A 14,088-nucleotide genomic window follows, 5' to 3' on the forward strand; every position below is an offset into this window, starting at 1 on the left:
AATTTTTTGTCATTAACAATCTGCGGTAGAATACGGCTAATTTTTTGTGTATTTAAAACAAAATCTAATGAGTTATTTAGCGCAGGCAATAGGCGAGTTAGAATCGCAAATTCACGCATATTTACAGCAATCAACGAATGAACTTGTCCGTTTTCAGGTGGAACTGGACAAGGTCGATTTGTTGGCGTGGCTGAAAGGTCAATCTGCGTATCCACAATTTTATTTACATTTTCGTGATGAAGCAAAAGCATTGGCTGCTCTTGGTGAAGAGCGGTCATTTTCACAGTTAAATTTAGCGCAAGAATTTATTGAAGAAAGTGGTTTTCCGCTGGTAGGTGGTTTGCAATTTCAAGGTACAGCACAATTTGTACTGCCAAAAATTCTTGTTGAACAGGATGAGAAAGGTGCGTTGGTATCATTTTTTGTGAAAGATGAGCAAAGTGCGAATGATACTTTAGCCCACCTCAAAACTTTTGAAAATCTCACCGCACTTTCTACTTTGCCAAAACAGATTCCTTTGCATACAGAGCCTCGAGCTAACGAAAGAACCTGGTGTGATTGGGTAAATCAGGCTTTGGTGGAAATTAAAAGTGGAGAGCTGACAAAAATTGTTTTAGCTAATGAAACCACTTTTCATTTAAAGCAAGCGATTAATGCGTACGATTTTTTAGCAGAAAGCGAAAAACAAAATCAAGGTTGTTATCATTTTTTGTGGGCTGAAAATTCTCATTCGTTTTTTGTTGGTTCTACGCCAGAACGCCTATTTGCTCGTGAGTATAACTTGTTGCTAACCGAAGCTTTGGCGGGGACGGCATCGGTTTTGGAAAGTGAGGAAGAAACGCAATCTCAAGCCAATTGGTTATTAAATGACGAGAAAAATTTAAAAGAAAATTGGTTGGTCGTAGAAGATATTTCGCAGAATTTACGTAAGCAAGTAGAAAGTTTTGATGTAAGCGATGTGGAATTGAAACCGTTACGTAAAGTACAACATTTGATTCGTAAAATTCGTGCAAATTTGACCGCACATTATGCAGATGTAAATATATTAAAAGCGATTCATCCTACAGCAGCGGTATCGGGTTTGCCACAACAACAAGCCAAAATGATTTTGTCAGAAATTGAAACCTTTGATCGAGGCTGGTATGCGGGAACATTGGGCGTTATGAGCGATGCATGTTCAGAGTTTTGTGTAGCGATTCGTTCTGCCTTTATTGAAGATCATCGTATTCGTGTATTTGCTGGCGCGGGCATTGTGGCGGGCTCGCAGCCATTGGAAGAATGGAAAGAAATTGAACGTAAAGCAGCAGGGTTAATTTCCTTGTTTGCAGAAGAAAAATGATAACGGAGAAAAAAATGTCGGTAAGCGTGTTTAATCGTTGTTGGTCGAGAGTGATTTTAGAAACCTTGGTGCGCCAAGGCGTTTCTCACGTTTGTATCGCGCCAGGTTCGCGTTCGACACCTTTAACTCTAGAAGCGGTACGTTTGCAAAATGCGGGCTCAGTCACTTGTCATACGCATTTTGATGAACGTGGTTTAGGTTTTTTTGCTTTGGGTATTGCTAAGGCAACTCAATCACCTGTTGCAATTATTGTGACATCAGGCACGGCGACTGCAAACCTTTATCCTGCCATTATTGAAGCACGCCAAACAGGCGTGAATTTATTTGTTTTAACTGCTGATCGTCCACCAGAACTTTGGGAGTGCGGTGCAAATCAGGCGATTTTGCAGCAAAATATGTTTGGTCAATATCCGGTTGCAAATGTTAATTTACCTAAACCGAACGCGGATTATTCTGGGCAGTGGTTGATTTCTATACTTGAACAGGCTGCCTTTCAACAAAAACAACAAGGTGGCGTTGTTCATATTAATGTGCCATTTTCCGAGCCTCTTTATGATGCAACTGATGAGGCTGTAGATTCTCACCCTTGGCTGCTGCCGTTACAACGCTGGTTAATTCAAACTAAGCCTTGGATGAATGTGGAAGCGCAACAGAACGAAGTATTAATGCATGAAAACTGGGATCATTGGCGTACCAAACGTGGTGTCGTTGTGGTTGGTCAATTACCGGCAGAACAAGCGATGGGCATTAACTCTTGGGCAAGTGCTATGGGATGGGTGTTACTGACGGATATTCAATCTGGTGTTGTTCCAACGACGCCTTATGAAGATATTTGGCTAGCAAACCAAACTGTTCGTGAAAAACTTCTGCAAGCTGATATTGTGATTCAATTTGGTGCACGCTTTATCAGTAAACGAATTAATCAATTCTTACAGGCGTTTAAAGGTGAATTTTGGTTGGTTGAACAAAGCGGTAAAGCACTGGATCCTTACCATCATTCATTGACAAGATTTAATGCTAAAGCACATCATTGGTTGCGTGCGCATCCACCATTACGCCAAAAGCCTTGGTTGCTTGAGCCATTAGCTTTATCTAAGTTCTGTGCGACCTTTATTGAACAGCAAGTAGGCGGAAATTTAACGGAAGCCTCACTTGCATTACGTTTACCAACACTTTTACCTTATAACGGTGTTTTATTTTTAGGTAATAGTTTACTTGTTCGTCTGGTTGATGCGCTAACGCAATTACCAGAAAGTTATCCCGTTTATACCAATCGTGGTGCGAGTGGAATTGATGGTTTGTTGGCTACGGCTGCGGGAATTGGTATTGGTTCAAATAAACCTGTTGTTGCGGTGATTGGCGATACGTCCACTTTATATGATTTGAATTCTTTCGCATTATTTAAAAATGTTACGCAACCAACGGTAATTTTTGTGATCAATAATAATGGCGGTGCGATTTTTGATATGTTACCTGTGGATGAACAAGTCAAAGATCAGTTCTATCGATTACCGCATAATGGTGATTTTTCTCAAATTGCGTCAATGTTCGATCTCAAATACGCCCATCCTTATACTTGGGCGGATCTCAATTCCGTTGTGAAACAGGCTTATAGTCGCCGCAAGGCAACGTTAATTGAAATTAAAACGAATCCGAGTGATGGTAGTAGTTTGTATAAACGCTTAATCGAGCAAATTAGTCACGCCGTGATTGGTGCTTAAGTATTCTGTAGGCGGGCTTTAGTCCCGCCATATTTTATTATTTCTATCAATAATCCCTTCAATGATAAACATTATTTTTCTTCACGGACTTCTTGGTACAAAAAATGACTGGCAAAAAGTCATTGAAAATCTACCGCACTTTAATTGTATTGCGCTAGATTTACCCTTTCACGGGCAAGCTAAAGATATTGAAGTCACAAATTTTGAAGAAACGGCAGAGTATTTGGCTCGGCAAATTAAAAGTGCGGTGAAAAATGAACCGTATTTTCTTGTTGGGTATTCGCTAGGTGGCAGGATTGCTTTGTATTATGCACTGCAAGCTCAGGTGGAAAGATCTAATTTGCAAGGTGTTATTTTAGAAGGGGCGAATCTAGGTTTAAAAACTGACGAAGAAAAACAGGCTCGTTTTCAGCAGGATTTTGCTTGGGCTCAACGTTTTATGCAAGAATCACCAGAAAATGTATTAAATGATTGGTATCAACAGCCCGTGTTTTCTCATTTAACTGAAGAAGAAAGACTGCAATTAGTTGAAAAACGAAAATTAAATTGCGGTGAAAATATTGGCAAGATGCTATTGGCGACAAGTCTATCCAAACAACCTGATTTTAGTGAAAAAGTGAGGTTAAGTTCTTTGCCATTTTTTTATTTTTGTGGGGCACGAGATCATAAGTTCCAAGTTTTAGCCAAAGAAAATCAAATTAATTTAGTAACCATTCCTTCCGCTGGGCATAACTCACATTTAGGAAATTCAAAATATTTCTCTGAAAAAATAGAAAATTGCATATTAAAAATTGCTAGACCTTAGTTAAAATGCTAGGATTCAATCCTTTCTCTTTATAATAAACTACTAAGGAAATACAATGTCTACACAACTTCGTAATAATCCGATGAAAGTGGCGTTAGCCTCGATGGTCGGTACGGCAATCGAATTTTTTGATTATTATATCTATGCAGCTGCCGCTGTATTAGTTTTCAATACGCAATTCTTCCATAGCGATGATCCGCTTTCTAATGATTTACTTTCTCTTTCTACGCTTGCTTTAGCATTTTTTGCACGTCCAATTGGTTCGGCATTATTTGGTCACTTTGGCGATAAAATTGGTCGTAAAAAAACCTTAGTTGCCTCCCTTGTTTTAATGGGCGGTTCAACGGTAGTAATTGGCTTACTTCCTAACTATGCTCAAATCGGTATCTGGGCACCGATTTTGCTTTGCGTATGCCGTGTTGGTCAAGGTATTGGACTCGGTGGCGAATGGGGCGGTGCAGCTTTAGTTGCAACAGAAAATGCGCCAGAAGGTAAACGTGCATGGTACGGTACTTTCCCTCAATTAGGTGCACCAATCGGTTTATTTGTAGCGAATGCAACATTCTTCTTGGTTAGCTATTTCCTCGGGCAAGATGCCCTTGTGGAATGGGCATGGCGTATTCCGTTTGTATCTTCTGTTTTATTGGTCGCTGTCGGCTTATATGTTCGCTTAACTTTGCATGAAAGCCATGTATTTGTGGAAGCGGAGCAAAAAGGTAAAAAGTTGAATGCACCAGTGAGTGTTGTTTTTACTAAACACTTAAAACCAATGGTTATTGGTACATTTATCATGGTGGCAACTTATTCTCTGTTTTACATTATGACGGCTTTTGCTCAGGCATATTCTCGAACAGCACCAAAGCTTTCTGAAGCAGGTTATGCGCTTGGCTTAGGTATCCCAGCAAATACATTTACTGGCTTGTTATTAATTAGCGCTATTGTATTTGGTATTTTTATCAGTATTTCTGGTGTTTATGCCGATAAAATTGGTCGCCGTAAATGGTTGATTTGGGTGACGGTAGCCGTTGGCGTGCTCGGTTTAACCATGCCATTCTTCTTAGAAAATGGTACCCCAATGAGCGTATTTGCATTTTTAGTAATTGGTATGGCGATCATGGGGATGACATTTGGTCCAATGGCTGCGCTATTACCAGAATTATTTCCAACGGAAGTGCGTTATTCAGGCGCATCTCTTGCCTATAATTTAGCATCAATTATTGGTGCAACGATTGCGGCGATGATTTCTTTAAAAATTAATGCGTCATTTGGTGTGATGGGTGTAGGTATTTATTTAGCAATCAATGCCCTCATGACGCTATTGGCATTATTAGCGTCAAAAGAAACTAAAAACGTAGATTTAACACAAATCTAATCCTAGTTAAGAAAAAAGAGCGGTGAAATTTCACCGCTCTTTTGCCTTTCTTTCTTTAGTTTATTTTCAATATTAACTTTCAAACGAATCTTTTAAGCGTTCATCTGCTCGACGAGATTCATTTTTATGTTGAAGTTTATTAAGCTGGCGCTCCAATTTTTCCTCAACTTCATTAATTGCTTTATACATATCATCTGAGGTTGCACTTGCCAATAAATTGCCCAGTGGCGTGCCAATAGATGCTTCTACAGTAAATCCATTCGGTACTTTGTTTAAAACAAAATGGGGGGTAATTAACTGTGTTTGCCATTTACCTAATTTCGCGAGTCTTTCCTCCACGTGTTCACGAATTGTAGGGGTGATTTCCATTTGTTTGCTGGTGATATTAAGTGTCATAGCATTTACCTCTTTGTTGCGCGATTTACAGTTTTCTTTAATTACAAAATAGCTTTCTTAATTCAGGTTTTCAAGGTCTTTAAGAGGAAATGTCAAAGTAATTTTTAAAAATATGATCTATGTCTAATTTCTGAAAAAAGCTGTTTTTCTTTCTAAGATAAGTTGTTAAGATGGGAAATTGTGATAAGAAAAAAAAGTGTGGATATTGATTGTATCCACACCTTTTTTCATTTGATTATTCTACGATTTCATCTTGATCGTGATGATTTATTTTCAATCGTTGGAAATAGTCTTTTGTTTCTTCAATCACAACTTTTCGCAATCCAATGAGCGCGATGAGATTTGGAAATGCCATTAAACCATTTACGATATCGGCGATAATCCATATTAAATTTAAGTGTAAGAATGAGCCTAACCCCACCAACACAATATAAGCTAAACGATATAGTTTTACGCCACGAATACCAACGAGATAAACAAAGCAACGTTCACCGTAGTAACACCAGCCTAAAATAGTTGTGAATGCAAAAAATAATAAACCGACGGTTACAATCGTTGCGCCAATTGATGCCCCTAAACCTTGTGCAAAGGCGTAGTTTGTTACTGTTGCACCCGCTAATTCAGGGTTATTCCAAGCTCCTGTTAACACTAATACAATACCTGTCATTGTACAAACGATGATGGTATCCAAGAATGTTCCTGTCATGGAAATTAAGCCTTGACGGACAGGCTCACGAGTTTGTGCCGCTGCAGCTGCAATTGGTGCGCTTCCTAAACCTGATTCATTGGAGAAAATGCCTCGAGCAACGCCTGATTGAATAGCCTTCATTACGGTAAAGCCAACAGCCCCGCCTAGCGCAGCTTGGGGCTCAAAAGCGCTATAAATAATTAATGAGATCGCATCTGGTACTTTTTCTATATTTAAAAGGATAATAACTAGTGAAGTAGTGACGTATAAAATCGCCATAAACGGCACAATTACCGATGATGCGGTTGCGATACGTTTTACACCACCAAGAATGATTAAGCCGACTAAAAGTGTAACAATAATTGCAGTAACTAAAACTGGAATATTAAAAGTGTCTTGCATTGCATGGGTAATCGCATTGACCTGTGGGAATGTACCGATCCCGAAAAAGGCAACCATTACACCAAATAATGCAAATAATTTTGCTAGCCATTTGATACCTAACCCGCGTTCAATGTAATACATTGGACCGCCAGCCATAAAGCCATTTTTATCGCGAACACGGTATTTTACCGCAAGCAAGCATTCAGCATATTTTGTTGCCATTCCTAATAAGGCGACCAGCCACATCCAAAAAATAGCGCCAGGTCCACCTGCTTGTACAGCAGTTGCAACGCCCACAATATTCCCCGTTCCGATTGTTGCTGCTAATGCGGTACAAAGTGCGGCAAAAGATGAGACATCACCTTTTCCACCTTTATCTTTTTTAAATAAATAACCTAGCGCACGTGGTAAATAGCGAATTTGAATAAAGCCTAAACGTAGCGTTAAATAGAGCCCCGTGCCCGATAAGAGTATGAGTAGCGGAGCGCCCCAAATAAAGCTATCAATAGCTGAAAGAATTGACTCAATTGTCATGTGATTCCTCGTCGTTTAAATCAAAAATAAACACGACAAGAAGACGAAAAGATACAATGGAAAAGAAAGTGCGGTGAAAAGATAGATAATTTCCACACTTACGATAGATTGTCTTTTGCCCCTGTCCTTTTGCCTGAGCGTTTGAAAAACGATTGAAAAATTAACCGCTCTTTTGCGCCTTCGGCGTCCATTTCTAAAATGGATCTCTCCAAGGGTTCGTCCAGTAACAGTCCCTGCCATCGCACCTGAAAGATTTTACATCGTCGGTGTGGGGTCAATTCCCCGCTCTCCAGCTACCTTCATCCGAACTCACTTTTCATTGTGACAATCACAATGAAAGCATGTGAATTCTATCAAAATGGGAAATTAATTTCAAAAAGGAATTTTAAAATAGTCTCTCAGTTGATAGAAATAATGGCTTTATTCTATATCCCCACAAAAACGATACCCTTCACCATGCACCGTCATAATGATATTTGGGGTATTAGGATGATCTTCAAAATGTTTTCTAATGCGTCGAATTGTGACATCTACAGTACGATCCTGAGGTTTCAATTCACGTCCCGTCATTTTTTTTAGTAATTCTTCACGAGTTTGTAATTTTCCTGGATTTTCACAGAAATGCAGCATTGCACGAAATTCACTGCGCGGAAGTTTAAATTCTTGACCTTCTGGCGTAATTAAACTGTGGCTATTTAAATCTAATTTCCAACCATTAAAACGATAGAATTCTCGACCAAATGTATTTTCTTTTTCTTGATGTGGCATTGTGCGATGCAATAGATTACGTGCACGGATAGTCAATTCCCGAGGATTAAAAGGCTTGGTTAAATAATCGTCGGCACCGATTTCTAGCCCTAGAATTTTATCGACTTCATTATCACGACCAGTTAGGAATATTAGTGGCAAGTTGAGCTCTTCGCGGAGCTCTCTTGCTAATAATAAACCGTTTTTACCCGGTAAATTAATATCCATCACCACCAAATTAATATTGTGGTTTTCCAACATGTGATGCATCTCTGCGCCATTTTCTGCTTCAAGCACATCATACCCTTCTGCTTCAAAAATCCCTTTAAGCGTATTTCGGGTAACGATTTCATCTTCAACAACGAGAATTTGTGGAGTAGCCATTTTCCATCCTTATACTTATTTTGGTGTATGCTATCATGATTCCATTCTAGCGGTGTAACATTGTTGTAACAATAAAAAAGTGCGGTTATTTTTTATAAGATTTTCTTTTTTATGATCTAAATCATAGTTTTAGATATTCAAATTTCTTTGTGATAGAATTTTGCGCATTTTTACTTTTCCTTTCAATTCTATGAAAAAACTTTTTCTTTTTTTTACACTGATTTTTACCGCACTTGCAGCTAATGCAGGTCTATTTGATAAAAAACAATCTTTCTTGAAAGTAGATGATGCTTTTGCATTCTCTGCCACTTTATCTACGGATAAAAGTCAATTACAGGTTCATTGGGACATTGCTGATGGCTATTATTTATATCAAGATAAGATTAGTGCTGAATTAGTGGGTAAATCGGATTCTCTCACTTTGCATGCCCAACAAGCAGCTGAATTACACCAAGATCCTTATTTTGGTGAAGTGAAGGTGTTTACTCACTCAATTGATGGCGTATTTATCGGCGCATTTAGCAATGCTGATGATCAGGTTGAAATCACTTATCAAGGATGTACCGAAGGTTTTTGCTATCCGCCTGAAACTAAAGTATTACGAATTGGGGATTTAGCCGTTTCTCAAGAGAAAATTGTCGAAAAAACAGTTGAAAAAAATACCGCACTTTTATCTGAACAAGATCGTTTAGCTGATGGTTTATTCCATAGTAAATGGGCGATTTTGGGTTTCTTTTTCTTGGGATTGGGACTGGCTTTTACGCCTTGTGTATTGCCAATGTTACCGTTGCTTTCTGCTATTGTTATTGGTCAGCAACAACGTCCAAATATGATGCGAGCGTTTAGTTTAGCTTTTCTTTATGTTCAAGGCATGGCACTGACTTACACCTTGTTAGGACTAGCAGTAGCGGCTATTGGTTTGCCGTTTCAAATCGCCTTGCAACATCCTTATGTGATGATTGGGCTTTCTATTTTATTTGTTGTGCTTGCCCTTTCAATGTTTGGCTTATTTACCATTCAATTGCCAAATAGCTTACAAAATAAATTGAATACATGGAGTCAAAAACAAACCTCAGGTGCTTTTGGCGGTTCCTTTGTGATGGGAATGATTGCTGGGTTGGTGGCATCACCTTGCACATCTGCACCACTTTCTGGCGCTTTACTTTATGTGGCGCAAAGTGGTGATTTATTCACTGGCGCGGCAACTCTTTATTTACTCGCACTTGGTATGGGCGTGCCGCTAATGTTAATCACATTGTTTGGTAATAAAATTTTGCCAAAATCAGGTGAGTGGATGAACACAGTGAAACAAACATTCGGCTTTGTTATGTTAGCGTTACCTGTGTTTTTACTTTCTCGTATTTTGCCTGAAGTATGGGAGCCACGCTTATGGGCTGGATTAGTGACAGCATTCTTTATTTGGTTTGCGTTGCAGATGCCTAAGAGTGGTTTTGGCTATGCCATTAAAATTATCAGTTTTGCGTTGGCTATGGTTTCCGTACAACCTTTGCAAAATTGGATTTGGCAAGCTCAGACCACAACACAAAGTGCGGGAGAAAATAAGCCTGTTTCTCAGGTTAAATTTAAGCAAATTAAAAATATTGAAGAACTTGACCGCACTTTAGCGGAAACTCCGCATTCGATCGCGATGTTGGATTTATACGCGGATTGGTGTGTGGCTTGTAAAGAATTTGAAAAGTTGACTTTTTCAGATCCAAAAGTGCAACAGCAATTTCAAAATATCTTATTGTTACAAGTGAATATGACAAAGAATAGCCCTGAAAATAAAGCATTAATGGAACGCTTTAATGTGATGGGATTACCCACAATTTTATTTTTTGATAAGCGAAATAATGAGATTCAAGGAAGTAGAGTAACGGGCTTTATGGATGCCGATTCTTTTTCTAATTGGATTGAAAAGCTACTTTAGTTATTTTTTAATTTTAGTAAAGAGTTTTTTTCAATTTTGATTATTGTTTAACTATCCGTTAAATATTAATATGACACAGTTTTAATTCATCTTTAAACACAAAGGAAAGCAAATGAACAATCTTGAAAAATATCGCCCTTATGTATTAGCGCTATTACGCATGACTGCTGCTTACATGTTTATCTTACATGGCACAGCAAAATTATGGGAGTTCCCAATTTCCATGACGGGTGGAAATGGCCCAGTCGGTGACTCTATGATGATTGTAGGTGGCGTGATTGAAATTGTCGGTTCAATCTTATTAATTTTAGGATTATTTACGCGTCCAGCTGCGTTTATTTTATCTGGTCAAATGGCTTTTGCGTATTTCTTTATGCATGTGGCTGGAAAAGGGAATTTATTATTCCCAATTGCAAATGGCGGTGAGCTTGCGTTACTTTACTCTATACTTTTCTTATATTTTGTATTCTCTGGTGCAGGTGCTTGTGCCTTAGATAACAAGTTTTTTAAAAAGTAGTTTAGTTGTAGTTTCATAATTTAATCCTTTTATTTGCCCACGTTTTGTGGGCTTTTTTATATCTAAAATTTACCGTACTTTATTCTGATTACATTTTATTTAATCTTTCCTATATTTACGCAAACGATTGCGTTATAATTCACCCCGCTTATTTTTAACCATTTAATGAAAGGAAAATGTAATGACAGATCGTCCAATTCGTCAGGCTTTACTGAGTGTTTCTGATAAAACCGGTATTGTAGAATTTGCTCAAGGATTAGTACAGCGTGGTGTAAAACTACTTTCCACAGGAGGTACCGCAAAATTGTTGGAGCAGCATGGTTTGCCGGTGACTGAAGTGTCTGATTATACGGGATTCCCTGAAATGATGGACGGTCGTGTGAAAACCTTACATCCAAAAGTGCATGGTGGGATTTTAGGTCGTCGCGGTACAGATGATGCCATCATGCAACAACACGGCATTGAAGGCATTGATATGGTGGTGGTGAATTTATATCCATTTGCAGCCACCGTGGCTAAACCTGATTGCACCTTGGCTGATGCGGTAGAAAATATTGATATCGGTGGACCAACTATGGTGCGTTCTGCCGCGAAAAACCATAAAGATGTGGCGATTGTGGTGAATAATCATGATTTCAACACAATTCTTGCAGAGATGGATAAACATCAAAACAGCCTAACGCTTGAAACTCGTTTTGATCTTGCCATCAAAGCATTTGAACACACCGCGCAATACGATTCTATGATTGCGAACTATTTCGGACAAATGGTGAAACCATATCATGTAGCTGAGGAAGAAGATGCGAATGCGAAGTGCGGTCAATTCCCACGGACTTTAAATTTGAATTTCGTGCGTAAACAAACCATGCGTTACGGCGAGAATGCCCATCAAAATGCTGCTTTCTATGTTGATTTGAATGTGAAAGAAGCGAGCGTGGCTACGGCTAATCAACTGCAAGGTAAAGCCTTGTCTTACAATAATATTGCTGATACTGATGCAGCACTTGAATGCGTGAAAGAATTTGATGAGCCAGCTTGTGTAATCGTTAAACATGCCAATCCATGCGGCGTGGCTTTAGGTAAAGATATTTTAGAAGCCTATAATCGTGCATACCAAACCGATCCAACTTCTGCATTTGGCGGCATTATTGCTTTCAACCGTGAATTAGACGAAAAAACCGCGAATGAAATTGTGGAACGTCAATTTGTTGAAGTGATTATTGCACCGAAAGTTTCTGCCGAAGCGCAAGAAGTGGTGAAACGTAAGAAAAATGTTCGTTTGCTTGAATGTGGCGAATGGACGTCACGTTCTGAACGTTTGGATTTTAAACGTGTAAACGGCGGTTTATTAGTACAAGATGCGGATTTAGGCATGGTTGGTGTGGAGGATTTAAAAGTGGTGAGTAAACGTCAACCAACTGAACAAGAATTAAAAGACTTATTATTCTGCTGGAAAGTGGCGAAATTTGTGAAATCCAATGCCATTGTTTACGCCAAAGATAACCAAACCATCGGCATTGGTGCAGGCCAAATGAGCCGTGTGTATTCGGCCAAAATTGCAGGTATCAAAGCACAGGATGAAGGCTTGACCGTGGCAGGTTGTGTAATGGCATCTGATGCGTTCTTCCCATTTCGTGACGGTATTGATGCAGCGGCGAAAGTAGGGATTCAATGTGTGATTCATCCAGGTGGCTCAATGCGCGATCAAGAAGTCATTGATGCCGCGGATGAACATAATATGGTGATGGTATTGACTGGAATGCGTCATTTTAGACATTAATTTATCTAACTATCCCCCTCTTTAGCAAAGAGGGGAAGGGGAGATTTGGCAGAAGTGATTTCAAGCTCATACTAAATTCAATATCGTTTAAATCTCCCCCTCGCCCCCTCTTTACAAAAGAGGGGGGAATTGCAGGTAAAAAATAGCCGCACTTTTTTAAATTAAGCATACACAAGGACTACAACATGAATATCCTCATCATCGGAAACGGCGGTCGTGAACACGCCCTCGCTTGGAAAGCAGCACAATCTCCACTAGCAGATAAAGTTTTTGTCGCACCAGGCAATGCGGGTACCGCATTGGAACACAAACTAGAAAACGTGAATATTTCTGCAACAGATATCCCCGCATTAGTGAAATTTGCTCAAGATAACCAAATTGGATTGACAATTGTAGGACCAGAGGCTCCGCTGGTAATTGGTGTGGTGGATGCATTTCGTGCAGCTGGATTGAAAATTTTTGGTCCAACGAAAGCGGCGGCGCAATTGGAAGGTTCAAAGGCATTCACTAAAGATTTCCTCGCTCGTCACAAAATTCCAACAGCAGAATATCAGAACTTCACCGAAGTAGAGCCGGCATTGGCATACTTGCGAGAAAAAGGTGCACCAATTGTCGTAAAAGCAGATGGTTTGGCGGCGGGCAAGGGCGTCATCGTGGCAATGACATTGCAGGAAGCGGAAGAGGCTGTGCGTGATATGCTTTCTGGCAATGCCTTTGGTGAAGCGGGTAGCCGAGTGGTGATTGAAGAGTTTCTAGATGGCGAAGAAGCCAGTTTTATCGTCATGGTAGATGGTAAAAACGTCGAACCTATGGCGACTAGCCAAGATCATAAACGCGTGGGCGAAAATGATACAGGTCTGAATACCGGCGGTATGGGGGCATATTCACCAGCCCCAGTGGTGACACCAGAAATTCATGATTGCATTATGCGTGAAGTGATTTATCCAACAGTCAATGGCATGGCGGCAGAAGGCAATGTTTACACAGGTTTCTTGTATGCAGGACTAATGATTATGCCGAATGGCCAGCCGAAAGTGATTGAATTTAACTGTCGTTTTGGTGATCCGGAAACGCAGCCGATTATGCTTCGTCTTGAATCCGATCTCGTTGAGCTTTCTCTTAAGGCTTGCGAGGGAAAATTGGATGAAGTGAAATCCCAATGGAACCCGAAGGCTTCTTTAGGTATCGTATTAGCAGCAGAAGGTTATCCGGGAGATTATCGCAAAGGCGATGAAATCAGCGGTTTGCCTCAAAGTGCGGTCGAAAATGAGAAAGTTTTCTTAGCGGGCGTTGCAGAACAAGAAGGCAAGTTAGTCACGAACGGCGGTCGTGTGCTTTGTGTTACTGCGTTAGGCGAAAGCGTATTTGAAGCGCAACAAAAAGTCTTAAAACTCGCTGAACAAATTCAATGGTCTGGACGTTTTTATCGTCGAGACATTGGTTACAGAGCTGTAGAACGAGAGTTGCAAAAATAATTCATATCATTATGAT

Annotated in this window: 11 protein-coding genes and 1 riboswitch; of the genes, 8 read left to right on the forward strand and 3 right to left on the reverse strand. The window is 39.7% G+C overall.

Features of this window, described 5'->3' with window-relative positions; genetic code table 11:
- The first annotated feature begins 67 nt into the window (after positions 1-67).
- The 4 genes from A8M50_RS01050 (at position 68) to A8M50_RS01065 (ending at position 5,237) form a co-directional block, all read left to right on the forward strand.
- Positions 68-1,339 (forward strand): isochorismate synthase, encoded by a 1,272-nt coding sequence (locus A8M50_RS01050; RefSeq protein ID WP_032826548.1) that lies wholly within the window; start codon positions 68-70, stop codon positions 1,337-1,339.
- A 14-nt stretch (positions 1,340-1,353) separates the two neighbouring features.
- Positions 1,354-3,060, forward strand: a complete 1,707-nt coding sequence (gene menD / locus A8M50_RS01055; RefSeq protein WP_005645770.1) for a 2-succinyl-5-enolpyruvyl-6-hydroxy-3-cyclohexene-1-carboxylic-acid synthase — start codon at positions 1,354-1,356, stop codon at positions 3,058-3,060.
- Between the two features lie 61 nt (positions 3,061-3,121).
- Positions 3,122-3,865, forward strand: coding sequence for a 2-succinyl-6-hydroxy-2,4-cyclohexadiene-1-carboxylate synthase (menH, locus tag A8M50_RS01060; protein WP_005645665.1), 744 nt, complete (start codon positions 3,122-3,124; stop codon positions 3,863-3,865).
- Between the two features lie 55 nt (positions 3,866-3,920).
- Positions 3,921-5,237, forward strand: a complete 1,317-nt coding sequence (locus A8M50_RS01065) for an MFS transporter (protein ID WP_005634220.1) — start codon at positions 3,921-3,923, stop codon at positions 5,235-5,237.
- Positions 5,238-5,309: 72 nt separating this feature from the next.
- Here the strand turns inward: A8M50_RS01065 and hpf are convergent, their stop codons facing one another.
- From hpf to arcA, 3 genes are all read right to left on the reverse strand, one after another.
- Positions 5,310-5,633, reverse strand: a complete 324-nt coding sequence (hpf, locus tag A8M50_RS01070) for a ribosome hibernation-promoting factor, HPF/YfiA family (RefSeq protein ID WP_005645591.1) — start codon at positions 5,631-5,633, stop codon at positions 5,310-5,312.
- Between the two features lie 235 nt (positions 5,634-5,868).
- Positions 5,869-7,239 carry an alanine/glycine:cation symporter family protein gene (locus tag A8M50_RS01075; RefSeq protein WP_005645757.1) on the reverse strand — a complete coding sequence of 457 codons (1,371 nt, stop codon included), beginning with the start codon at positions 7,237-7,239 and terminating at the stop codon, positions 5,869-5,871.
- 111 nt (positions 7,240-7,350) lie between these two features.
- Positions 7,351-7,461: riboswitch (glycine riboswitch) on the reverse strand.
- Positions 7,462-7,659: 198 nt separating this feature from the next.
- A complete protein-coding gene (gene arcA / locus A8M50_RS01080; RefSeq protein WP_005627543.1) occupies positions 7,660-8,370 on the reverse strand; it encodes a two-component system response regulator ArcA in 711 nt (236 codons plus the stop codon).
- Positions 8,371-8,560: 190 nt separating this feature from the next.
- On the opposite strand from arcA, the gene A8M50_RS01085 reads away from it, so the two are divergent.
- From A8M50_RS01085 to purD, 4 genes are all read left to right on the forward strand, one after another.
- Positions 8,561-10,300 carry a protein-disulfide reductase DsbD gene (locus A8M50_RS01085; RefSeq protein WP_005645764.1) on the forward strand — a complete coding sequence of 580 codons (1,740 nt, stop codon included), beginning with the start codon at positions 8,561-8,563 and terminating at the stop codon, positions 10,298-10,300.
- Positions 10,301-10,412: 112 nt separating this feature from the next.
- On the forward strand, positions 10,413-10,817 hold the full coding sequence (locus A8M50_RS01090; RefSeq protein ID WP_005645657.1) for a DoxX family protein: 405 nt from the start codon (positions 10,413-10,415) through the stop codon (positions 10,815-10,817).
- Between the two features lie 181 nt (positions 10,818-10,998).
- Positions 10,999-12,597: a bifunctional phosphoribosylaminoimidazolecarboxamide formyltransferase/IMP cyclohydrolase gene (gene purH / locus A8M50_RS01095; RefSeq protein WP_005645661.1), complete on the forward strand. Its 1,599-nt coding sequence runs from the start codon at positions 10,999-11,001 to the stop codon at positions 12,595-12,597.
- A 185-nt stretch (positions 12,598-12,782) separates the two neighbouring features.
- On the forward strand, positions 12,783-14,072 hold the full coding sequence (gene purD, locus A8M50_RS01100) for a phosphoribosylamine--glycine ligase (protein ID WP_005645751.1): 1,290 nt from the start codon (positions 12,783-12,785) through the stop codon (positions 14,070-14,072).
- Positions 14,073-14,088 lie beyond the last annotated feature (16 nt).

Origin of the sequence: Haemophilus haemolyticus, assembly GCF_001679045.1 — a bacterium.
Taxonomy (GTDB): domain Bacteria; phylum Pseudomonadota; class Gammaproteobacteria; order Enterobacterales; family Pasteurellaceae; genus Haemophilus; species Haemophilus haemolyticus.